15 protein-coding genes and 5 tRNA genes are annotated in these 21,969 nt (G+C 72.3%); 9 read left to right on the top strand and 11 right to left on the bottom strand.

Features of this window, described 5'->3' with window-relative positions; genetic code table 11:
* Nucleotides 1-87: 87 nt before the first annotated feature.
* From ACFYUV_RS04345 to ACFYUV_RS04360, 4 genes are read right to left on the bottom strand one after another with little or no spacing between them, the layout of a single operon-like run.
* A complete protein-coding gene (locus ACFYUV_RS04345) occupies nucleotides 88-2,409 on the bottom strand; it encodes an NHLP family bacteriocin export ABC transporter peptidase/permease/ATPase subunit (protein ID WP_387664741.1) in 2,322 nt (773 codons plus the stop codon).
* A 42-nt stretch (nucleotides 2,410-2,451) separates the two neighbouring features.
* Nucleotides 2,452-3,264, bottom strand: coding sequence for an HlyD family efflux transporter periplasmic adaptor subunit (locus ACFYUV_RS04350; RefSeq protein WP_387664743.1), 813 nt, complete (start codon nucleotides 3,262-3,264; stop codon nucleotides 2,452-2,454).
* Between the two features lie 52 nt (nucleotides 3,265-3,316).
* Nucleotides 3,317-4,675, bottom strand: a complete 1,359-nt coding sequence (locus ACFYUV_RS04355) for a SagB family peptide dehydrogenase (RefSeq protein ID WP_387664746.1) — start codon at nucleotides 4,673-4,675, stop codon at nucleotides 3,317-3,319.
* Between the two features lie 40 nt (nucleotides 4,676-4,715).
* The gene (locus ACFYUV_RS04360) at nucleotides 4,716-6,998 is read right to left on the bottom strand and encodes a TOMM precursor leader peptide-binding protein (RefSeq protein WP_387664748.1); all 2,283 of its coding nucleotides are present in this window, start codon (nucleotides 6,996-6,998) and stop codon (nucleotides 4,716-4,718) included.
* A gap of 285 nt (nucleotides 6,999-7,283) precedes the next feature.
* On the opposite strand from ACFYUV_RS04360, the gene ACFYUV_RS04365 reads away from it, so the two are divergent.
* On the top strand, nucleotides 7,284-10,154 hold the full coding sequence (locus ACFYUV_RS04365; protein WP_387664751.1) for an ATP-binding protein: 2,871 nt from the start codon (nucleotides 7,284-7,286) through the stop codon (nucleotides 10,152-10,154).
* Between the two features lie 269 nt (nucleotides 10,155-10,423).
* On the opposite strand, the gene ACFYUV_RS04370 is transcribed toward ACFYUV_RS04365, so the two are convergent.
* Nucleotides 10,424-10,891 carry an NUDIX hydrolase gene (locus tag ACFYUV_RS04370; protein WP_387664754.1) on the bottom strand — a complete coding sequence of 156 codons (468 nt, stop codon included), beginning with the start codon at nucleotides 10,889-10,891 and terminating at the stop codon, nucleotides 10,424-10,426.
* Between the two features lie 238 nt (nucleotides 10,892-11,129).
* Between ACFYUV_RS04370 and ACFYUV_RS04375 the strand changes: the two genes are divergently transcribed.
* On the top strand, nucleotides 11,130-11,618 hold the full coding sequence (locus ACFYUV_RS04375; protein ID WP_387664756.1) for a hypothetical protein: 489 nt from the start codon (nucleotides 11,130-11,132) through the stop codon (nucleotides 11,616-11,618).
* A gap of 35 nt (nucleotides 11,619-11,653) precedes the next feature.
* Here the strand turns inward: ACFYUV_RS04375 and ACFYUV_RS04380 are convergent, their stop codons facing one another.
* The 6 genes from ACFYUV_RS04380 to ACFYUV_RS04405 all read right to left on the bottom strand — a co-directional run bounded on the left by ACFYUV_RS04380 (nucleotide 11,654) and on the right by ACFYUV_RS04405 (nucleotide 15,673).
* A complete protein-coding gene (locus tag ACFYUV_RS04380; RefSeq protein ID WP_387664758.1) occupies nucleotides 11,654-12,898 on the bottom strand; it encodes a serine hydrolase domain-containing protein in 1,245 nt (414 codons plus the stop codon).
* Between the two features lie 603 nt (nucleotides 12,899-13,501).
* Nucleotides 13,502-13,573 (bottom strand) — tRNA-Val (locus ACFYUV_RS04385).
* Nucleotides 13,574-13,592: 19 nt separating this feature from the next.
* Nucleotides 13,593-13,664: transfer RNA gene (locus tag ACFYUV_RS04390), tRNA-Gly, on the bottom strand.
* A gap of 48 nt (nucleotides 13,665-13,712) precedes the next feature.
* A tRNA-Cys gene (locus tag ACFYUV_RS04395) sits at nucleotides 13,713-13,783 on the bottom strand.
* Between the two features lie 15 nt (nucleotides 13,784-13,798).
* Nucleotides 13,799-13,870, bottom strand: a tRNA-Gly gene (locus ACFYUV_RS04400).
* A gap of 90 nt (nucleotides 13,871-13,960) precedes the next feature.
* Nucleotides 13,961-15,673, bottom strand: a complete 1,713-nt coding sequence (locus tag ACFYUV_RS04405; RefSeq protein ID WP_387665308.1) for an N-acetylmuramoyl-L-alanine amidase — start codon at nucleotides 15,671-15,673, stop codon at nucleotides 13,961-13,963.
* Nucleotides 15,674-15,684: 11 nt separating this feature from the next.
* Between ACFYUV_RS04405 and ACFYUV_RS04410 the strand changes: the two genes are divergently transcribed.
* From ACFYUV_RS04410 to ACFYUV_RS04440, 7 genes are all read left to right on the top strand, one after another.
* Nucleotides 15,685-16,095, top strand: coding sequence for a PT domain-containing protein (locus tag ACFYUV_RS04410; RefSeq protein ID WP_387665311.1), 411 nt, complete (start codon nucleotides 15,685-15,687; stop codon nucleotides 16,093-16,095).
* A gap of 305 nt (nucleotides 16,096-16,400) precedes the next feature.
* Nucleotides 16,401-16,688: a hypothetical protein gene (locus ACFYUV_RS04415; protein WP_352361119.1), complete on the top strand. Its 288-nt coding sequence runs from the start codon at nucleotides 16,401-16,403 to the stop codon at nucleotides 16,686-16,688.
* A 12-nt stretch (nucleotides 16,689-16,700) separates the two neighbouring features.
* Entirely contained in the window at nucleotides 16,701-18,521 is a 1,821-nt protein-coding gene (gene glmS / locus ACFYUV_RS04420) for a glutamine--fructose-6-phosphate transaminase (isomerizing) (protein ID WP_387664761.1), read from the top strand.
* 61 nt (nucleotides 18,522-18,582) lie between these two features.
* Entirely contained in the window at nucleotides 18,583-19,356 is a 774-nt protein-coding gene (locus ACFYUV_RS04425; protein ID WP_387664764.1) for an SAM-dependent methyltransferase, read from the top strand.
* Nucleotides 19,357-19,465: 109 nt separating this feature from the next.
* Nucleotides 19,466-20,416, top strand: coding sequence for a Bug family tripartite tricarboxylate transporter substrate binding protein (locus ACFYUV_RS04430; protein ID WP_387664767.1), 951 nt, complete (start codon nucleotides 19,466-19,468; stop codon nucleotides 20,414-20,416).
* A gap of 87 nt (nucleotides 20,417-20,503) precedes the next feature.
* A complete protein-coding gene (locus ACFYUV_RS04435; RefSeq protein ID WP_352361127.1) occupies nucleotides 20,504-21,592 on the top strand; it encodes a mechanosensitive ion channel domain-containing protein in 1,089 nt (362 codons plus the stop codon).
* A 224-nt stretch (nucleotides 21,593-21,816) separates the two neighbouring features.
* A tRNA-Pro gene (locus tag ACFYUV_RS04440) sits at nucleotides 21,817-21,892 on the top strand.
* Nucleotides 21,893-21,969: the final 77 nt, after the last annotated feature.

The raw sequence follows: 21,969 nt of genomic DNA on the forward strand, positions 1-21,969 counted from the left end.
GTGTCGTCCGCCGTGTCGTCCGCCCTGTCGTCCGCCGTGTCGTCCGCCCTGTCGTCCGCCGTGTCGTCCGCCGTGTCGTCTGCCGGGTCATCCGCCGTCGCCGTTCTTGCGCGAGCTCCTGAGCAGCTCGGCGTAGTGGCCGTCGAGCGCCAGCAGCTCGGCGTGCCGGCCGCGTTCGACCACCTCGCCGCGGTCGAGCACGATGATCTCGTCGGCGTCGCGCACGGTGGACAGCCGGTGCGCGATGATCAGACAGCCGCAGCCGCGCCGGCGCAGGTTGTCGGCGATGGTCCGCTCGGTCTCCGGGTCCAGGGCGCTGGTCGCCTCGTCCAGGATCAGCAGCGTGGGCTGGATCGACAGGGCACGCGCCAGCTCCAGCCGCTGCCGCTGGCCGCCGCTGAGGTTCCTGCCGCCCTCCAGCACCCGGCTGTTGAGGCCGCCGGGCCGGGCCGCGATCAGGTCGAACAGCGCCGCGTCGCGCAGTGCCGAGACCGCCACCTCGTCCGGCACGTCGTCGCTCCACAGCGTCAGGTTGTCCCGCACGGTGCCCTCGAACAGGGTGATGTCCTGGTCCACGTAGGCGACGGAGGAGGCCACGACGGCCCGCGGCAGGTCGTCGCGCGGCCGGTCGTCCAGCAGCACCTGGCCGGAGGTCGGCGCGTACAGGCCGGCGGCCAGCTTGCCGGCGGTGGACTTGCCGCTGCCGGAGTTGCCGACGATCGCCACCCGGCGGCCCGGCACCACGGTGAACGACAGGTTCCTGATGACGGGGGCGGCGAGCGCGTTGTAGCCGAAGGTCACGTCGGCGAACTCCAGCCGCCCGTCCAGGCGCCCGCCGGGGTCGGCCTGCTCCCCGCCGGCGGCGGCCCGCTCGAACGTCCTGGCCATCGGGTACTTCTCGACGTCGTACAGGCGGCAGATGTCGGCCGAGATGTCCTGCAGCTGGCCGCCCAGGTTGGTGAGCTGGGTGACCGGCCTGGACAGGGCGTTGAGCAGCGTCTGGAACGCCACCAGCATGCCGACGCTGATCACCCCGTCCACCACCCGCAGCCCGCCGATCAGCAGGATCAGCCCGCTGTTGATCCCGGCCAGCAGCGGCGGCACGACGGTCAGCGTCGCCGTGGCCACGCCCAGCCGCTGCTTGGCGGTGACCGCCTTGGCCAGGAACCCGGCCCAGCGCTGGAACGCCGTCGGCTCGGCCCCCGTCGCCTTGACCGTCTCCACGAGCTGCAACGTGTTGAACGTGGTGGAGGTCAGGTTCCCCAGGTCGGCCCGCAGCGCCGCCACCGCGTCCGTCCGCGCCCGCGACACCTGGCGCAGCACCGCGATGTTCAGCAGCGCCATCGACACCCCGACCAGCCCGAGCAGCACGTCGTAGCGGATGAGCACGGCCGCGTAGAACAGCACCAGGACGAGGTTCACCAGCGTGACGGCCAGGTCCCGGGAGAGGATCTCGGCCACGCCGTCGTTGGCCTGCACCCGCTTGGCCACCTCGGCCGGACGGCGCTGGAGGAAGAACTCCACCGGCAGCCGCAGCAGATGGCGGAAGAACCGGGCCGAGCTGACCAGGCCGAGCCGGATCTCCAGCCGCAGCAGGTAGTGCCGCTGCACCGAGGTCAGCACGAACACCACGACCGCGGTGACCCCCATCGCGAACAGCAGCGGCACCAGGTAGCCCGGGTCGCGCCCGGTCAGGATCCGGTCGATGAACACCCGGCTGAACGCCGGCCCGATGATGCCCGGCACGACCAGCAGCAGGCTGGCCAGCAGCACCAGCGGGAGCGCGCGGCCCGACGGCATCCGCCGCGCCAGCAGCGCCTGCCCGACCCGGGTGGGCCGGCCGCCGGGCCGGAAGTCCGGCCCCGGCTCGAACGTCAGGACCACGCCGGTGAAGCCGGAGTCGAAGTCGTCCCAGTCGATCATCCGGGGGCCGCCCGCCGGGTCGTTGACCGCGACGGCCTTCCTGCCGAACCGGCTGCGCACCCCCTCCAGGACCATGAAGTGCTGGAACGCCCAGAACACGATGGCCGGCTCGGTCAGCGAGCGCAGGTCCTCGGCCTCCATCTGGAAGCCCCTGGCGATCAGCCCGTAGCGGCGGGCGGCGGCCACCACGCTGGAGGCCTTGGCGCCGTCGCGGGAGACGCCGCAGGCCGAGCGGAGCTCCTCCAGCGGCACGAACTTGCCGTGGTAGCCGAGGATCATCGCCAGCGAGGCGGCCCCGCACTCCACGGCCTCCATCTGGATCACCGTCGGCGTGCGCCGCCGCCACCTCCACCGCCGCCGCCGTACGGGAGCGGCCGGGGGAGCGGGCGCGGCGGGCTTCCCGGGGGCCTGGTCCGCATGCCCCTGCTCGGGGACGCCGGTGGTGGTCACACGTCCCTCCCGGGGGCGCTGGTCGTGGTCACGCATCCCTCCTTCGGCCGGGCGGCGGGGGCGTTCACGCGGCCCACCTCAGCGCCCGAGCAGCAGGTCGAACAGCGTCTGGCTGCCCAGCCCGATCGCGCCGCTGACGGAGACCTGCGACTGCAGGCCCACCGGCGGCCCCTTCCTGGTCGACCAGGCGTAGCCGGACGGCGTGCCGGCATCGCGCACCAGGTCCACGATCACCAGCCTGGACGGCGTGTTCCGCAGGTAGCCGCGCGCCGGGTCCTCGCCGCCCACCAGGTCGGCGGCCTGCTCGGTCATCACGGGGTAGGCGCTGACCGACGCGACCCGGCCGCGCAGCAGCCCGTACGCGCCGGGCGGCGCCGAGGAGACCGACAGATCGACCGGCTTGCCCGGCACCACGCCCATCGCCCGGTCGACCGGCACGAACAACATCGCCACCAGCCGGTCGCCCGGCGCGTCCGTACGCTCGACGAGCAGCAGCTCCTCGCCCTCCCTGACCACGTGCCCCGGCACGGCGGAGCCGGCGACCACCCGCCCGCTGAACGGGCTGCGCACCACCTGCTCCGACCCGCCGTCGGCGGCGATGACCGCCACCGCCTGGCCCTCCCGCACCGCCTCGGCCGGCTGGACGAGCATCGAGCGCACCGTCCCGCCGTACGGGCTCTGCAGCCGCGCCGTGCCGCCGGGATGGGTCAGCAGCCCCACCGCGGGCACCGTGACCGGCAGCCGCCCGGCGAAGAACCACACCCCCGCGGCCACCACGATGATCAGCACCACGAACGTGGCGATCCACCCGCGCGGGGAGGCCAGCAGCGTCGGCGAGTCCAGCTCGTCGGGCTCCCGCATGCGCTGCAACGCCTTGAACCGGAACTTCATCACGCCGTCCCCTGGAAGCGGCCGCCGGGCCGCCGTCGTGCCGTCATGTGCGTCACCGCCGGCTGCCGACGATCAGCTCGCCGACGCTGCCCTCGGTCAGGTAGTCCAGGCCGCTGGCCAGCGCGAAGTCGGCGGCGTCCCCGCCGCCCAGCGCGCACACGGCCAGGTCCATGGCCGTGCCGGCCAGGTAGAGCGTCTGGTAGAGCACGCCCACGTGCTTGAGGACCAGCGAGTAGCCGATCGTCTCGTACTTCCACATCACCCGGCCGAAGCGGGCGGTGACGGTCAGCACCACCTGCGGGTCGCCGCTGAGCTGGGCCGCCGATCTGGCCCGCTCGACCAGCGCCCGCACGGCGGGCGTGGGCGGCGAGACCAGCTCCAGGGCGTGCCCGGCGGTGTCGTAGTGCCACAGCCCCGGCCCGGCCCCCTGGCAGGACACGATCAGCGGATAGACCTCCAGCTCGTGCACCGAGCCGCCGGAGGGGTAGGGCCGGTCGGCCAGCTCCTGGCCGTCCGGCGAGGTGAACACGGCCCGCCGCCGCATCGTCCGGTAGAGCAGCTCGCCGAGCTGGGCCAGCGTGATGGGCGCGGCCGGGTCGTGCTCGCGCAGGGAGCGGCGGCGTTCCAGCGTGTCGGTCAGGCTGGGGTCGGTCTTGGCCAGCAGCTCCAGGTCGGGGCGCGGCAGCTCGATCCGCTCGCCGGTGAACGGCGGGGGATCGGCGGGCACCGGGTCGAAGCGGGGGGTGAAGGCGTACGTGCCGCCGTAGCGGCCGGTCCAGCGCGGGCCGCGGCTGTGGGCGTGCAGCCACAGGTCGCGCGGGTGCCACTGGGCCTGGCGCAGGTCGTCGTCCTCGGGGCCGGTGGCCAGCACGCCCGCCGCCGCCAGGAACCGCAGCGCATGCCCCCACCCCTGGCTCCCCTCCTGGCCGCCGTCCGCCAGGTCCGCCGGGGTCGTCCAGGACGCCAGCGCGCCGAGCAGCCCGCAGGCGGCCGGCGACAGCTCGACCACCGCCGGGCTGCGCGGGGAGCGCACGGTCAGCACGCCCTCCCCGGCGGTGACGACGGCGAAGCGCGACAGCCTGATCGGCGTGTCCGCCGCCGGCGCGGGCGCGGGCTCCACGCTCCCGGCGCCGACCGGGCGCAGCCGGGCCCCCGCCGCGGCGTACTCCAGCAGGCCGGCTCTGGACAGGCGGCGTACCAGCAGGTTCCAGCGCAGCAGCCCGGCCTCGCCCACCGTCGCCGCCAGGGCGGTCTCGCCCGCGTCGCCGCCGGCCAGGATCCGCAGGGCGGCCGTGGTCCCGGCGTCGAGCCCGCGCAGGCCGAGCGAGCCGGCCGGCGCGGAGATGCGCACCTGCCCGTCCGCCTCGGTCAGCTCCGCGTCCCGCCGCAGCCGCAGCTTGGTCTCGTCCATGGCCCGCTCCTCTCCGTCACGCGGGGGCCTCGCGAACCGGTCAGAAGAAGACGCTGGTCGGGTTGAGCTCGTCCTCGGCGCGGGGCTCGGGGATCCAGCCGAGCGAGACCGGCACGTCGTACAGCCGGCCGGGGCCGAGCCGCCGCCAGAAGTGCCGCATGCCGGGCGCGATCACCCGGACCACGCTGAGCTCCAGGTCCGGGCGGCTCTGGTCGAGCGCGATGACCTCGATCCCGGCCGCGGCGGCCCTGGCCACGCAGGTCTGCACGTCACCGGCCAGGTCGCCGCCGTCCGAGCGGGCGTAGTCGGCCAGGGTGCGGGGACGCGCGGCGGGGTCGGGCACCAGCCACGGCTCCTCGGCCAGCTTGGTCTCCTTCCACCAGGCCAGCGTGGCGACGTCGTCGTCCAGGTAGAGCGTCTCGCCGTGCTCGTCGCGCCGCTCCACCGAGGGCAGGAACTGGTTGACCTCGGTCAGCGTCCTGATGGCGGCGATCCGCGGGTCGAGGTGCGCGCCGAACCCGACGATGACGTCCTCCACCGGGTGCCCCAGCCGGTGCGAGACCCCGACGAACGCCGGGATGCCGAGGTCGGTCGTGATGTCCAGCAGCCACAGGTCGCGGTCCATGCCGCGGTAGAACTCGCGCACGGTGTCGACGTACGGGTCGCGCAGCGAGTCCAGGTCGAAGGCCGGCCGCCGGGCCCGGTTGTACCACCACAGGGCCACCGCGTCGCGCTCGACCAGCTCGCAGAAGCCCTGCAGGACGGCCTCCTCGATCGAGTTGCCCGAGGCGTTGCCGTTGGAGTCGCCCACGCAGTAGAAGTGGCGCTCCAGGTCGGGGTGGCCGTACCAGGCGTAGCCGGAGGGCACCAGCCGCTCCCGCTCCTCGGTCAGCGACCAGGCGGGCGACCAGTCGATCGGCAGGTCCGTACGGAACCGCTCGGGCACCAGGTGCAGCCGGTGCGCGGGGTCCTTGTTCCACTCCTCGCGGCCGGCGTACTGGGCGTCGGAGAAGTGCAGCAGCGACTCCGGGTGGACGGCCACCGCCGGGTCGAGGTCGGCGTAGGCGGCCTCGGTGACCGGCTCCTCGCCGCGCCAGACCCCCGAGTAGCGCTCGATGGCCTCGCACAGCGCGCTCACCCTGGCCTGCACCTCGGTCCGGCCCTTGCCGCCGCTCTGCCCCCGCAGGTTGCGCCGCAGCAGGTCCATGTTGTCGCCGATCATGGCGAAGTTGTGGCCCGCGGTGAAGCTGTAGGTGACGCCGTTGTCCTGCTCGGCGAAGGTGTGCAGCCGGGTGACCGCGCCGATCAGCGGGCTGATGTGCTTCTCCAGCCGGGCGTACGTACGCGCGGGCGGCTCGATGCGGTAGCCGCCGTCGGTGACGTGCCGGGCGCTGCGCGCCGACAGCGCGACCTTGGGGCTGCGCTGGCTGATCAGCGTGGGATCGCCGCAGGCCGGGCACTGCGGCAGCCGGACCAGGGTGTGCTCCATGACGCCGAGCGTGCGCAGGTCGACGGTGGTCATCCGGCCCTCCAGCCGCGAGGAGGCCGCCCCCGCGGCGATCCGCGCCAGCTCCACGGCCAGCAGCCCGCCCGCCACGGCCGGACCGGCGGGCGCCGACTCCCGCGCCGGGTGGAAGGGCACCCCGCCGCCGCGCTTGCCCGCCAGGTACCGCTCGACCTGCCGGTTCCCGGCCAGCCGCTGTGCCAGGCAGGCCCAGCAGCCGGTACGTCCCGGCTGGAGCACCGGGCCGACCCAGAGCGTGATCCCGCCCGGCTTCACCAGTGCCCACGGGTGCCCGGCGGCCAGGTAGGCGGCGTTGAGCCGGTCGAGCGCCGGGTCGAGGTAGTCGCCGGCCACCACGACCGACATCGTCCCGCCGGGCTCGGCGGCCGCCTCCTCCACACTGGCCGTACGCATACGTAATCCGTGCTCGCGCAGCACCGGGAGCAGCGGCGCGGCGTCGGCCCCCGCGCAGGCCACGACGGTGAATTCGGCGCGGGAGAGCGCGTCGTGGGCGTGGACCGGGTCAATTCCCTGCGCGTCCCAGAATGCCAGCGTGCTGTCCGGCCAATCCGGGCGGCCATTGGCGAGATGGCCGAATGCGGCGAATTTGCGAATGGCGATGAGCGTCTGCGGCAGCGGCACTTCGTCGCTCAGCGCGCTCGCGATCTCCGCGACGGTACGCCGTCCGTCCAGGTAGGGAAGGAGTTTCCCGGCCCCCGCCGACTGGACGAGGTAGTGCTGCCCCTCGGCCAGGAGAAACACCTTCGACCCGTCGATCACCTGGGGTGTGAAGTGCGCCTTGAGACGTGGGCGGTCCATGGCCCTCCCCGTATCGGGTCCATATCGGTTGATCGCAGAGTCGCATCGGGCCGGATCCGGTGTAAAGACGTAATTCCGGCGTACGCATTTCATCGGTACGACGGGGGAAAATACGTATTGGTCCGTCGGGAATGCGCATGCGCCCCGGCGTGGGCCGGCTGTTGAACCTGGTGCCAATAGTCCGGATTAGTCGGATTCGTGCGCCTAGGTATTGACAGCCCGCCCGCCTGAGGCGGCATGATCCTGGTGGACAGTTTCAGGGGGGCCGAACTGTGGGGAGTGGCGATGTCTTCGGGACAGCCGCTGCTACACCGTGATGTCGAGACCGCCGCGATGCGGGAGGCGCTGTCGAGGGTCCGTGCCGGCGGTCCCTCCGTCCTGCTGATCCAGGGGTCCCGGGGCATGGGCAAGACGACCTTGCTCAACGCCGCGCTGGCGGCCAGGGGCGAGGTGGGGGCGCTGCTGCTGATGGCCCGGGGGCATCCCACCGAGCGCGACCACCCGTTCGGCGTCGTCCGCCAGCTCTTCGAACCGCTCATGACTGCCGGGCGCGCGCCGCCGTCCGGCGGGGGCTCCGTCGTCGGGCCCGACCTGGGCGGCGGCCTCGACCGGGGCCATCCCGTCACCCCCGACCTGCTGCACGGCCTCTACCGGGCCACCCGGTCCTTCACCGGCGACCGGCCGCTGATCATCGCCGTCGACGACGTGCACCACACCGATCCGCAGTCCTCCCAGTGGTGCTCCTACATCGCCCGGCGGCTCGACGGCCTGCCCATCGCGATGGTCCTCACCACCGCCGACACCACCGCCGACTCCGGCGGCCCCGACGACCTGGTCAGAGACCTGGCGGCGCTGCCGTACACGCGGCTGCTGCGGCCCGCGCCCCTGTGCGCCCAATGCGCCGCCCGGCTCATGGAGTCGGTGCTCGGCGGCGGGAAGGAGACCGGGGACGAGATCGGCGAGGAGGTCGCCGCCGCCTGCCACCGGCTCACCCAGGGCAACCCGCTGCTGCTGCGGGAGCTGGCCGGGCGGCTCGGCCGGTCCGGCGTGCGCCCGGTGCGCGCCGAGCTGCCCCGGGTGCTGGAGATCGGCGCGCTGGCGCTGACCGAGACCGCGCTCGGCTGGTTGTCCGGCAGCGGCTCCGGCGTGGACGCCGCGGGCGTCGACCTGCTGCGCAGCCTGGCCATCGTCGCGCCCGAGGACGGCATGGAGGTCGCCTCCATGATCGCCGGGCACGGCCAGGACACCGCCAGGGCGGCGGGGGAGGCGCTGCGCCGCGCCGGGCTGGTCACCGGCACGCCGCCCGACCGCTTCGCCCATCCGCGCATCCAGCAGGCCGTGCTGGCCGGGATGGACCCGGGCGAGCGCGACCGGCTGCACCGCCGTACCGCGTCGCTGCTGTACCGGCTGGGCGCGCCGCTGCGCCGTTCGGCCCGCCACCTGATGTCGGCCGGCCCGACCGGCGACCCGCTCACCGTCACCGTGCTGCGCGAGGCCGCCGGCGAGGCCGCCGCCAGGCACTCGTGGGAGGACGCGACCGGCTACCTGCACCGCGCGCTGGCCGAGACCGACGACCAGGACACCGTGCTGGAGGTCACCGCCGAGCTGGGCGCCGTGGAGAAGCACCGCGACCTGCCCGCCTGCCTGCGCCACCTGCGCACCGCCTACGGCCGGGTCAGGATGGCCCCGCACGCCCTGATGTCGCTGGCGCCGTTCGCCGACATCCTGGTCACCGCGAACTCCGCCGAGGCCGCCGAGGTCTTCGCCGGCGCGGCCGAGAGCGCCGCCGCCGCCCCGCAGTTCGGCGGCGCGGACCTGCTGCTCGTGTTCGCCGCCCAGGCGCTGCTGTGGGGCCGCTCGGCCGGACGGCTCGGCCTGCGCCGGCTCGGACGCTCCCTCGGCACGCTGGTCAGCCCGGCGGCCCGGGAGTTCCTCAGCGTGCTGGCCCTGGCCACCGGCGCGCGGGGCCGCAGCCTGCCGCGCACGCTCGCCCAGACCCGGCGCTGCCTCGACGGCCAGGGCCCGGTGCCGGCGGCCGCCGTGCTGCCGCTGGTGTGGGGCGACCGCCTCGACGAGGCCTCCTACTGGGCCGAACGCCTGGTCAGCGAGACCCAGGAGGCCGGCTCCGGCACCGGCCTGGCGCTGGCGCTGCTGACCCGGGCCGAGGTGCGCTACCAGCTCGGCAGCCTGGAGGCCGGGCTGGCCGACGCCGAGGCCGCCGTCGTCAGCGCGCGCGAGTGCCAGGCCGAGGGGTTCCACGTGGCCGCCGCCGCCTGCGCCGCCCGGGTGCTGGTGGAGTTCGGCGACCTGGAGGCCGCGGAGTCGGCGCTGAAGTCCGTCGCCCCGTACGGCGACTGGCACCCGATGATCTCCGGACAGGCCCTCGACGCCCTGGGCCGCCTCCGGCTCGCCCAGGGCCGCCCGCGCGACGGCCTGCTGACCCTGCTGGAGTGCGGCCGCCGCCTGACCGCCGCCGGCATCACCAACCCCGCCTGCGTGCCCTGGGGCACGAACTCGATCCTGGCCTACGTCCTGTCCGGGGAGCGCTCGGCGGCCCGCATGGTGGCCGAACGGGAGCTGGAGCTGGCCCGCGCCTGGGGCGCGCCCACCGTCGTCGCCCGCGCGCTCAGCGCGGGCAGCCTCGCCCACGAGGGACGGGTCCGGCTCGACATGCTGCACGAGGCCGTCGCCCTGCTGGGCAACCGGGGCGCCCGGCTCGAACACGCCAGGGCCCTGCTGCGCCTCGGCATCGCCCAGCGCCAGGCCGGCGACGACGGCAAGGCCCACGAGACGCTGGCCCTGGCGCTGCGGCTGGCCGCCGACTGCGGCGCGGGCCGCCTGGCCGCCCTGGCCGACAAGCACCGCGCCGCCACCGCCCCGGCCCGCGCCGCCGCCCTCGTCCCCGGCCAGGACGACCACGTGCTGACCGTCGGCGAACGCCGGGTCACCGACCTGGTGCTGCGCGGGATGAGCAACCTGGAAGTGGCCACGACGCTGTCGATCAGCAAGCGCACCGTGGACACCCATCTCGCCCGCATCTACCGCAAGCTCGGCATCCACACCCGCGCCGAACTCGCCGTCATCCTCACCGGCCTGTCCGACGACGACCCGCCCGCCGGCGAACCCGTGCCCACCGGCCCCCACGAATACCTGTGACCCGGGCCGTGCTCTTCCAAGAGATCAACCAGCTCGTCACCTACGACGAACGCCAACGGATGGTCCCCCGCGACCGTGGCCTGCTCACCGCACTCGTGGACGCGGCCCGCGCCCAGGTCCCCGCCGACCACAGCACGCTGCGCGCTCTCACCCCCCCGGTTGATCACGATTTGGCGCGACTCACCCCTGCAGCCAGGCCGCCGTCATCGCCTTGCCGATCACGGAGTCGGACGGCGGTCGGGCGGGCCGGGTAGATGTCGGCGGTGGCCTCAATGCTGGATCAGGCCACCGACCGGGACGGGAGCGACGTGGCCGGTCGCCGGAAGGGTCTGTGCCAGGGCGAGGCCGATGTCGACGAGCGATGATCGGCGTAGGCCGGCGACGTCCGCGATCGGGGTCCACATCGACTCCGCGATCTCGCCGTTCGGCTCCGGCCGGAGTTCGCCGCCGGTGATGCGGGCCTGGTAGAAGATGCCGACATTCTGGTGCTCGGCACCGACACGGGCGACGGCGGCGGGGATCACCCGGGAGTCCACGCCCAGCAGGCGTTCGACCACCGCGTCGCAACCGGTCTCCTCGGCGATCTCCCGGATCACCGCGTCGAACGGATCCTCCGCGTGTTCGACCTTGCCGCCGGGAAGAGTCCAGGCAGACTCGCCTGTGGGTGGTACGTGGCGAGCGAGCAGCACCCGCTCGTCCTCGATGCACACCGCGTACGCCGCCAGCCGGAAACTCATCGGCACCTCCCTTGACGCACCGGCACTTCGCCGGCACGAACTTACTGATCATCGACGTTGGATGGCAATGATCAGGGTTGCGCCCGCCGCGACGTCGGCGATCAACCAGGTCCTGCCGTTCTGAGAGGATCTGGGAGATCCGTTCCGGCCCGCGAAGGAGCGATGGCGCCCTCGGCAGCGCTCGCCCTCGATCGCCGGGCGTACCGACCGGGAGCATGAACGCGAAGGTGCAGGTGGCATGACACGATCGTACGGACGCAACCGCCCGAAGAGCGCCGTGACAGCGCCTGTGGTTATGGCTGTTTTCCTCGTGGTGATGGGCTTGGTGTGGGCCGCGCTGCACTTCTTCTTCGGCCCCCGCATATCACGCATGGACCCGGCCATGCTCTCGGAGCTACGGGCCATCGGCCGGCTCGTCGGCGAAGACAGCATCGTGGCGCACGAGTGGGAGAACAACTACATCGAAATGAACGACCTCGTGATCTACCTCGACGGAAACGCGAAGGAGGATGTGGTCACCGAAACCGAACATCGGCTGAGGCAGCATGGCTGGCACGTATCGCGAAGAGAGCTCTCTGAGATCCGGCTGAAATCGGCCAGATGGCCGTCCGCGCTCGTAACGGTTGAGCGGCTCGAAGAGACACACCTGAGCAGCGAACTGCGCGAGCGGGTCATGAACACAGGCCTGTCCATGAGCAACATGGCGTACATGAGCGTGCTGCCGTGAGCCGGCGAGCGGAGCGCGCGAGCCACGCCTCACCATCAGCCGCCCCCGCCGCCCCCGCCGCCGCCAGGCGTGCCGCCGGTGACGGCCTGTACCTCCCGCCCGGTCAGCTCCTGCAGCGTCCCGCCGTCGGTGTTGCTGAGGATGACACCGACCCAGCCGGTGTACGGGTAGATGTTCCAGCTGGCGCCGACACCGGGGTTGGCGCCGGCGCGCCCGTGCACCCACTGACCGCTGACGATGCGGACCGCCATGTGGTAAGCCCCGAACGACTGCGGCCCGTGGGGGAACTTGGCCGCAGTGAGCACCTCGGCGTAGGGCCGTTCCAGCACCGTGCCTTCGCTCAGGGCGTGCGCGAACCGGACCAGATCCGGTGCGGTGGCGAAGCCCCCGTCCCCAGGGACGTCGATGAAGCCGCGGCCCGGGTTCTTGCCCGGCGTGGACTGGTTCGAGCTGCTCTTGCCCAGGTTGCGGACGGCGTCCACCACGCTGCCGTCCGCCAGCCTCATGTGAGGGTGCGCGATGTGCGCATCGGTGAGCCACTGCCGCCTGGTGTAGAACGCCGAGCCGGTCATGCCGCAGCGCTTGAAGATGTTCTCCTCGACGTACTCCCAGTACGTCCTGCCGGTCACCGCCTCCACGATCAGCGCCGGGATGACGACGTCGGCGCCGGCGTGTTCGGTGGGGGTGCCGGGGGCGGCCACCAGCTTCGCCTTCCGGGCCCACCGCTCGTAGAACTCGTGCACCTCCTCCCGGCTCCGGAAGATGCGCTGCGGGTCCTCCTGCGGGGTGTTCAGCCCGGAGGTGCCGGAGAGCAGGTGGTGGACGGTCACCCGCTCGGCGACGTCCTTGGCGTAGCCCCTCAGGTGGGTGCCCACCGTGTCCGACAGCTTCACCTTGCCCTGCTGCACCAGCTGCAGGATGGCCACCGCGCCGAACGGCTTGCCCGCCGAACTGAGGCTGAACGCGATGCCTTCGTGGTTGCGGATCCCCTTCTCCTTGTCCGCCATGCCGTAACTGCGGGACAGCACCGTCCGGCCCCGGTGCGACAGCAGCACCACGCCGGAGAACCTGCCCTCCGCGGCCAGCTTCGCCACGTACCGGTCGTAGGCTCCGCCGGGACGGGTGTCCGGCGGGATGCCGGGGCCGGTCGCGGCCGGACGGTGCTGCCGGTTGCCCGGCCGGCCGCCCACCAGCGGCGCGCCGGCCGCCACCACGCCGGCCGCCGCGAGCCCGCTCCACCCGAGCAGCCGCCGCCGGCCGACGCCACCCACAGAGTCCATGATCACGGTCCTTCCTGACGACGAACCGACCGCTGCAGGTCTGACCGCGACCGCCGTCGGCAGCCGATCACCACCATGTGATCGGTGCATCTACTGAAGACGGAGGACGGTTGCGGTGGCGTATGCGCTTTTCGATACGCCCGCGATACACCGAATCCCCGACATCAAGGCACTGACCCAGGCCGCGCGACAGCCTGGGGGAGCATGGCCGGTGGCCCTGGTAGGCCATCGAACATGGCGGGGAGACCTCACCGGCGAAGAATGGTCCCTGATCGACCGCTGGATGAGCGCGGCCCGAGATCGGATCCGCGGCGGCTGTTCAACGCGGTGAGGTGGCGGTTCCGTACCGGCAGCCTGTGGGACGTGACCCGACCGGACGAGTACGAGCCGCTGGCCAGAACTCCGTACGGGCCCTGGGGCCGGCGGTCCGATGGGTGACCGCCTGGGATGAGCGTCTGGAGCCGCGGGGCGGGCCTTGCCCGGTAAGGCGGGGCCCGGCCCGCGAAACGAAGAAGCCCCAGTCGTCCGGCGCTTGCCGTTCGCTGGGGCTTGACCGCTGTCCGGACCGGACCGAAACCCGGTCTGACTTCCGAAGAGCGTGGGTGGACGATACTGGGATTGAACCAGTGACCTCTTCCGTGTCAGGGAAGCGCTCTCCCGCTGAGCTAATCGTCCTTGTTGAGTTGTCACTCAGAGCGGAAGACGGGATTCGAACCCGCGACCCTCACCTTGGCAAGGTGATGCTCTACCACTGAGCCACTTCCGCATGGCGCACTTAACTTTACCGGACCCAGGAGAGTCCGTTGTACCACCGAGGTGGAGACGGGATTTGAACCCGTGTAGACGGCTTTGCAGGCCGCTGCCTCGCCTCTCGGCCACTCCACCAGGAGTTTGACTCCGAGCGGAAGACGGGATTCGAACCCGCGACCCTCACCTTGGCAAGGTGATGCTCTACCACTGAGCCACTTCCGCGTGAATCCCCCGCGAACTCGCGGGGCCACGGGAAAACCATATCGTCTTCGCGGAGTGCCCGTGCGCAGCCCGAGCCCCGTGGGGCGAAATTCAGCGGATGACGCGCACATCCTTGGCCTGGACGAACATGACACGATGCCCGAGCTGGATCTGGTGGTACCGGACGGACCCCGCGACCCGCACGTGCCTGGCCGGGTTGAAGGCGCCGGCCGAGTAGAAGGAGCCGGTGACCGTGCCGCCCAGCGAGTACGACTGCCCCGGCCCGATCCGGTACTGCAGCGGCGTCAGCGGCTGCACCCCGCCGCCGTGGTACGCCGACCGCTCCGGGTAGGCGCGGCCGTACACCTTGGTGCCCGCGGCCAGCGGCGTGACCAGCGGGCCCTTCGCCGGCACGGCCGTGGGGGCGGAGGACGGGTTGAGGAACCAGGCCCGCTGCCCCAGGTACCAGATCGCCGTCCAGTCGCCCTGCCGTCCGGCCACCGCGAACCGCTGCCCGGTCGAGGCGCGGGCGCTGTGGTCGTAGACGCTGTACGTGCTCGGCTTCCCGGGGTGCTTGCCGGCGTCGGTGACCAGCGGGGCGCTCTCGCTCGGCCGGGTGTGCAGCCACACGCTGGCCGCGCCGTGCTCCGGGCACCGGCGGCCGGGCCTGGTGCTGGCGCAGCCGGTGTAGTACGGCCGGTTGTCGTCGTAGGACGGCCTGATGATCACCGACGAGCCCGTCCCGTCGCCCTTGAACGGGTGGTTCATCAGCTCGAAGTAGTGGGCCCAGTCCCAGTAGGGGCCGGGATCCTCGTGCATGCCGGCGACCGCCTGCGCCGTGGCGCCCGGCACGTTGTCGTGGCCGAGGATGTGGGCGCGGTCGAGCGGGATGCCGTACCGGCCGGCGAGGTAGCGCACCAGCCGGGCCGACGACCGGTACATCGCCTCGGTGTACCAGGAACCCCTGGCCAGGTAGCCCTCGTGCTCGATGCCGATCGAGCGGGCGTTGAAGTCCCAGTTGCCGGCGTGCCAGGCGATGTCCTTCGTCGGGACGTGCTGGGCGACGTGCCCGTCCCGGGAGCGGATCGTGTAGTGCCAGCTCACGTACTTCGGGTTGCCGATCATCGACGGGATGCCCTGGTAGCCGCCCTCGGTGTCGTGGATGACGATGTAGTCGATCTGGCGGCGGCCCTCGACCCGGTCGTGGTTGCCGTAGCCGCGGTCCTTCTTCTTGCCGTACCTCTCGTACGCGGCCGGCATCCACTCGCACCTGAGGCTGCTCGGGCACTCGGCGGACGAACCGGCGGAGGAGTCGGCGGCGGTCAGCGGCAGCTCGTCCTGCGCGGGCACGTCCCAGTCGGACTCGTCGGCCGACTCCGAGTCGTCGTCGCCCTCGGGCTCCATGTCGGAGAAGAAGAACGGGTCGTCGTCCTCGTCGTAGTCGTCGCCGGTCGGGCTGTCGTCGCCGGTCGCGCTCTTCGCCGGGGCCGCGGGCGGGCGCAGGCCGGGCACGGCGTCCAGTCGCACGTCGAAGCCGTCGTCCGTGCGCCGCGCGACGCCCTCGCGCAGCACCGCGAACACCTCGTCGGCGAACGACCGCGCGGCGAGCGGGTCGCGGGCGCCCGAGTAGCGGGCGACGGCCGCGTACCAGTCGGCCGGGTCGGGGCTGGGGTGGCGCTGGTAGGAGGCGAGCAGGGCGGCGCCGCCCCTGATGTTGGCGCGCGGGTCGGCGCGCAGCGCCCGCGGCACGACCCCGGCCAGCCGCCCGGCCAGCGCGAGCGTCGCGTCCGGCACCGCGTCCGCCGACGTGCCGGCCCCCGCCATCAAGCGCGCCGCTGACTGCGAGGCCGACCGGGAAGCCGACCGCGAGGCCGACCGGGAGCCCGACTGCGAGGCCGACCGGGAGCCCGACTGCGAGGCCGATCGGGAGGCCGGCTGGGGTGACCGGGAGACCGGTCGGCGGACCGGTCGCGTCGCCGACCGGGGCAGTGGGCGGCTGTCGTCGCCCCTGGCGTCGCCCGGCGCGAACCCCTCCGCGGCCGGGCCCGCCTGCCCGGCGGGCACGACGTCCACCAGGTGCATCGGGCCGTACCCGCCCGCCGTGCTGGGACGGCCGCCGTTGGCGTCCCACCGCGACTCCAGGTACGACACCCCGAGCAGCACGCTCACCGGCACCCCGAACTCCGCCGCGGCGGCCGCGAAGTCGGCCTGCCGCCCCTGCTCCCGGACCCCCGTGTCGCCCGTGACGGCGGGCGCGGCCGGGACGGCCGGGCCGCCGACGACGGCGCACACACCGGCGGACAGGCTGGTGGCCAGGACGGCGGCAAGCCGAAGCTGCATGACATCTCCCCACGGAACGGCACTACTCGATCACCGTCCGTAACCATTCCCAGAAAGGGATGTGTCAGACGGGTCGAATGTTACGGATGAGCAGCGCGGGATCCGCCGCGCCAGCCTCTCGACGACCCGCAGGAGAGAAGTGGTAGCGCTCTGGAGTTAAATCCTGCCCGATTCCGGGCAGGATGTTGGCGTGTCTCGCTCCAGATGCGTAATGTCCTCGTCTGTGTCCACGGCGCGGCATCCCTACGAAGACCTCATCGCCCATCTCACCCGGACGAGCGCGCTCGATCCGGGAGAGGCGGCCCGCGTGGTCGCCGACGTGCTGTCGTACTTCTCCGAGCCGGTCGAGGAGTTCGTACGCCGCCGTCACGGCGAGCTCAAAACCCGCGGCCTGACCAACGACGAGATCTTCCCCCGGATCGCCGCCGAGTTACCCGCACGCCGGGTAGCGGCACCAGAGCTGTCGCTGCGGCAGCTCCGCAGGATCGTCTACGGATAAGAGGAGACCTCGATGTGCGGAATCGTGGCCTACGTGGGCCCCAAGGACGCGGCGCCCATCCTGTTGGAAGGGCTGCAGCGGCTTGAGTACCGGGGCTACGACTCCGCCGGGGTCGTGGTGTCGAACAAGGGACTCAAGGTACGCAAGGTCAAGGGCCGGGTCGCCGACCTGGCCAAGGTCGTGCCGGTGCGGTTCAAGGGCAACCACGGCATCGGCCACACCCGCTGGGCCACCCACGGCGTGCCCAGCGACGAGAACGCCCACCCGCACCTGTCGGCCGACCAGCGCATCGCCGTCGTGCACAACGGCATCATCGAGAACGCCGGCGAGCTGCGCGCCAAGCTGGAGGCCGACGGCGTCACGTTCCTGTCCGAGACCGACACCGAGGTCCTGGCCCACCTGATCGCCCGCGCCGCCGACGAGAACGACTCCCTGGAGGAGGCGGTCAGGAAGACGCTCAAGAACATCGTCGGCACGTACGGCATCGCGGTGATCGACGCCGAGCGGCCGGGCGAGGTGGTCGTGGCGCGCAACGGCAGCCCGATCGTGCTCGGCATCGGCGAGAAGGAGATGTTCGCCGCCTCCGACGTCGCCGCCCTGGTCCGCTACACCCGCCAGGTCGTGCACCTGGAGGACGGCGAGCTGGCCGTGCTCAAGGCCGACGGCTTCCACACCTTCGCCAGCGACGCCCGCGAGACCGCCAAGGAGCCGCTGACCGTCGACTGGGACGCCGGCCACTACGACACCGGCGGCTACGAGCACTACCTGCTCAAGGAGATCTCCGAGCAGCCCGAGACGATGACCCGCACGATGAGCGGCCGCCTCGACGAGCGCTTCCACGTCGCCCACCTCGGCGGCCTGAACATGGACGCCCGCGAGACGCGCTCGTTCCGCCGGGTGAAGATCATCGGCTGCGGGTCGGCGTACTACTCCGGGCAGATCGGCGCGCAGCTCATCGAGGAGCTGGCGCGCATCCCGGCCGACGCCGAGCCGGCCAGCGAGTTCCGCTACCGCAACCCCGTCGTCGACCCCGACACCCTCTACGTCGCGATCAGCCAGTCGGGCGAGACCTACGACACGCTGGCCGCCGTCCAGGAGCTCAAACGCAAGGGCGGCCGGGTGATCGGCATCGTCAACGCCGTGGGCAGCGCCATCGCCCGCGAGGTCGACGGCGGCATCTACCTGCACGCCGGGCCCGAGGTGTCGGTCGCCTCGACCAAGGCGTTCACCTCGACGTCGGTCGCCTTCGCGCTGCTCGCGCTGCACCTGGGCCGGGTGCGCGACCTGTCGCCGGCCGACGGGCGGCGCATCGTGGAGGGCCTGCGCCGGCTGCCCGGCCAGATCGAGGAGATCCTCGCCCAGGGCGACAAGATCGCCGAGCTGGCGCAGAAGTACGCCAAGCACCCGAGCATGATGTTCGTCGGCCGGGTCAGGGGCTACCCGGTGGCCCGCGAGGGCGCGCAGAAGCTCAAGGAGATCTCGTACGTGCACGCCGAGGCGTACCCGGCCAGCGAGCTCAAGCACGGCCCGCTCGCGCTGATCGGCCCGGACATGCCGACGGTCGCGATCGTCCCCGACGACGAGCTGCTCGACAAGAACCTCACCACGCTCGGCGAGATCCGCGCCCGCGGCGGCCAGGTGCTCATGGTCGGCCACCGCGAGCCCGACGCCAAGCTGGCCGACGACGTGATCGTGATCCCGAAGAACGAGATCGAGCTCGACCCGATGCTGCTGACGATCCCGCTCCAGCTGCTGGCCTACCACGCGGCGGTCGCTCTCGGCAGGGACGTGGACAAGCCTCGCAATCTCGCCAAGAGCGTGACTGTGGAATAAATTCAGCCACAATCCTCGCAGGGTAGTGTTATCCGGCTGCGTACCACATAAATTCATTACTGTGCGGCAGTTCGACCCCCACACTCCGAATCTCGCACGCATGTACGACTACATGCTCGGCGGGACGGACAACTTCGCGGTCGACCGCCTGGCGATCGACCAGCTCGCCGAGCTGGTCCCGGAGGCGGTCCCGCTGGCCCGCGCGAACCGGGCCTTCCTCCAGCGTGCCGTGCGCTACGTCGCCGCCGCGGGGATCACCCAGTTCATCGACCTGGGCAGCGGGCTGCCGACGCAGGGCAGCGTGCACGAGGTCGCGCCGGCGGCCAGGGTTGTCTACGTCGACGACGACCCGGTCGTCGCCGCGCACGCCAGGGCCCTGCTCGCCGGGGCGGACAGGGCCGCCTTCCTGGAGGCCGACCTGCTCGACCACGAGGAGGTGCTGGCCCGCGCGGGCCGGTTCCTGGACCTGTCGCAACCGGTCGCGATCGTGCTGGTGTCGATCCTGCACTTCCTGCCCGACGCGGCCGATCCGCAGGGCGCGGTGGCGGCGCTGCGCGAGGCGGTCGCGCCCGGCAGCCGTCTGGTGATCTCGCACGCCACCTCGATGGGACGCCTGTCGGACGAGGAGAACCCGCGCGGGGGCCGCCGCGGCTCGTCCGGCTCGGGCGGGGCGGACCGCAGCCCGGCCGAGATCCGCGCGTTCTTCGGCGGCTTCGCGCTCGACCCGCCCGGCCTGGTGCAGGCCGTGGACTGGCGGCCGGACCGGCCCAAGCTGGTGGGCGACTGGTCGCTGCCGTCGTCCCTGATGGCCGGGGTGGCCACGAAGCAGGACTGACTCCGGCATACGCCGAAATTTCGGTTAACCGTATCCCGATGTGTAACAGCGAGTGAACTGTCAATAACTTTGGGTAATAGCGGTACTCGCGAAGGTCGGGGGAGGGCGGATGCGTCGTCGGCGGTTCTTGGCATGGACACTGGGCGCGGCGGCGTGCGCGGCCGGATGCGGGACGGAACACGTCGTCGGCGGCCCCGCCGGCGCGAGGGGCCGGTTCTCGATCGTCGCGGGCGGCGACCGCTGGGCCCGGGTCGGCGAGGCGTTCGCCGCCGCCGCGCGCGCCTCGGGCGTCGGCGCGTCGCCCACCGGCACACGGATCACCGTGACCGGCCTGCCCGCGCTGGCGGCCTCCGAGCTGAACAACGGGCAGACGCTGCTCGACACCTCGACCCCGCTGTCCAGGCTCACCGGCGACGTCGAGGTCGTCGTCGTGCCTGGCAACTCCCGGTTCACCGACTTCGACGACTTCGGCGCCCACTTGCGGGCCGACCCGAGCGGGACGATGCTGGCCGGCGGCCCGCAGGGCGAGCCCGACCACCTGCTGTTCGGCCTGATCGCCAAGGGGCTCGGCGCCGACACCAGGCAGATGGACTACACCGGCTACCCCAGCAGCCACGAGGCCGTCTCGGCGCTGCTCGGCGGCAAGGCGGCGGCCGCGGCGGGCCTGCTCGGCGACTGGCGCGCGGCCATCGACGGCGGCCGGGTCAGGGCCCTGGCCGTCTCCTGCGCCCGCCGGGTGCCGGGGCTCGACGTGCCGACCCTGCTGGAGTCCGGCGTACGGGTGGACTTCGCGGACTGGGCCGCGGCCGTCGGGCCCGAGAACATGCCGGAGGACGGCAGGGAGTCGGCCGTGCGCATGTGCGACGAGGTGACCTCCTCGGCCTCGTGGCGGCGGGCGTGCCGGAAGGCGGGGTGGATCTCGATCCCGCTCAGCGGTGACGACTTCCGGCTCTGGCTGACCTCCGAGGTCGAGCGCACCCAGGCCGTGCTGCGCGATCTCGGGCTGCTGGCCAGCACCAGAGCCACGACGTGCTGGGGCAGTTGCGGCAACGGCCACTAGCAGAAACGGCGTGTCCGTGCGTATGGAGTGGCGCTTGAGGGCAATGTGACCTTGAAGCGACGTTCTACGACATAGGGGGCGCGAAGCGTGCAGTCGCCGGCAGCCTGGCCGATCCTCGTCATCTCGGTGGTCGGAGCGGTGCTCCTGGTGGAGGTGGTCCGCCGGGTGCTGATCCGGGTCGGACGAAAATGGGCCCTGGCCCGCCACCTGGTCGAGCACTGCACGTGGCCGGCGTTCTGCGTGGCCGCCACGGTGGCCTGCAACCTGGTCTTCGCCCCCGGCATCTTCGGCGACACGGCCGACGAGCGCGGCCTGGCCCAGTCGGTGGACCGGGTCATCGGCCTGGCCACCATCGGCACGGTGACCTGGCTGATCATCCAGGCGACGTACGCGCTGACGGACGTCGTGCTCGACCGGCTGGTGCTCGTCGAGGGCGAGCGCAACCGCCGGGCGCGGCGGATCAGGACGCAGATCGCGCTGGTGCGCCGCATCGCCGCCGCGGTCATCATCGTCATCGCGCTCGGCGCCATGCTGTTCTCCTTCCCGCAGGTGCGAGCGCTCGGCGCCGGGCTGCTGGCCTCGGCCGGCATCGCCGGCGCCATCGTCGGCATCGCGGCCCAGCCGACCATCGGCAACATGCTGGCCGGGCTGCAACTGGCCTTCAGCGACGCGCTGCGGCTGGACGACGTCGTCGTGGTGGAGGAGGAGTGGGGCAGGATCGAGGAGCTCACGCTCACGTACGTGGTGCTGCGCCTGTGGGACGAGCGGCGGCTGGTGCTGCCCGTCTCCTACTTCACCCAGAACCCGTTCGAGAACTGGACCAGGCACGGCAGCCGGGTGCTCGCCGTGGTGTTCCTGCGGGTCGACTGGGCGGTGCCGGTGCCCAAACTGCGCGACGCCCTGTACGAGTTCCTCCAGGGCAACCCGCTGTGGGACCAGAAGGACTGGACGCTCCAGGTCACCGACGTGCTGCCCAACGGCCTGGTCGAGCTGCGCGCCCTGATGAGCGCCGCCGACTCGCCGTCCTCCTGGGACCTGAAGTGCGACGTCCGCGAATTCCTCGTCAATTTCGTCCGCGACAACTACCCGGACGCCCTGCCCCGGTTCCGCGTCGAGGCCCCTGAAACGCGCGCCGGGGTGGCCTGGACCAACGACCGGGACCGCGACCGGCGATAAATGCGTGGCATTTCCGGCGGCCCCCGGTCTACCGTTGATCTCGTTCCGGAACGACATTCACGGAGAACGACGAGAAAGGCGGCGGCCATGTGCGGACCTCGACCCTCCAGGCCGTCCGGCAACCGGCCTGAGCTGCGGTCAAGGCTTTCCCGGTGATTCCACGGAGAATCGACCAGGAAAGCCGTCCCGCGCCTCCGCCGGGGCGGCTTCGTTGATTTTCAGGACCGAGTGTGGGGCAGTTCGGTCAGCCCGCCTGCCTTGGGAGCAGGAGCATCGCAGGTTCGAATCCTGCCACTCGGACGTACGGCCCTGAAAGAAAAGGGCCGTGGGCTTCGGCCTGGCCGACGGGAATGGCGCCCCCCGGCCGGACACGAGCC

The organism is Nonomuraea sp. NPDC003560 (assembly GCF_042878785.1).
Classification (GTDB): Bacteria; Actinomycetota; Actinomycetes; order Streptosporangiales; family Streptosporangiaceae; genus Nonomuraea.

Coding starts and splice junctions, on each gene's coding strand:
- ACFYUV_RS04430 (WP_387664767.1), top strand. CDS start 19,466: ATGCGTCGTCGGCGGTTCTTGGCATGGACACTGGGCGCGGCGGCGTGC.
- ACFYUV_RS04370 (WP_387664754.1), bottom strand. CDS start 10,891: ATGAGTTTCCGGCTGGCGGCGTACGCGGTGTGCATCGAGGACGAGCGG.
- ACFYUV_RS04350 (WP_387664743.1), bottom strand. CDS start 3,264: ATGAAGTTCCGGTTCAAGGCGTTGCAGCGCATGCGGGAGCCCGACGAG.
- ACFYUV_RS04345 (WP_387664741.1), bottom strand. CDS start 2,409: ATGCGTGACCACGACCAGCGCCCCCGGGAGGGACGTGTGACCACCACC.
- ACFYUV_RS04360 (WP_387664748.1), bottom strand. CDS start 6,998: ATGGACCGCCCACGTCTCAAGGCGCACTTCACACCCCAGGTGATCGAC.
- ACFYUV_RS04365 (WP_387664751.1), top strand. CDS start 7,284: ATGTCTTCGGGACAGCCGCTGCTACACCGTGATGTCGAGACCGCCGCG.
- ACFYUV_RS04380 (WP_387664758.1), bottom strand. CDS start 12,898: ATGGACTCTGTGGGTGGCGTCGGCCGGCGGCGGCTGCTCGGGTGGAGC.
- ACFYUV_RS04375 (WP_387664756.1), top strand. CDS start 11,130: ATGACACGATCGTACGGACGCAACCGCCCGAAGAGCGCCGTGACAGCG.
- ACFYUV_RS04405 (WP_387665308.1), bottom strand. CDS start 15,673: ATGGCGGGGGCCGGCACGTCGGCGGACGCGGTGCCGGACGCGACGCTC.
- ACFYUV_RS04355 (WP_387664746.1), bottom strand. CDS start 4,675: ATGGACGAGACCAAGCTGCGGCTGCGGCGGGACGCGGAGCTGACCGAG.
- ACFYUV_RS04415 (WP_352361119.1), top strand. CDS start 16,401: ATGTCCTCGTCTGTGTCCACGGCGCGGCATCCCTACGAAGACCTCATC.
- glmS (WP_387664761.1), top strand. CDS start 16,701: ATGTGCGGAATCGTGGCCTACGTGGGCCCCAAGGACGCGGCGCCCATC.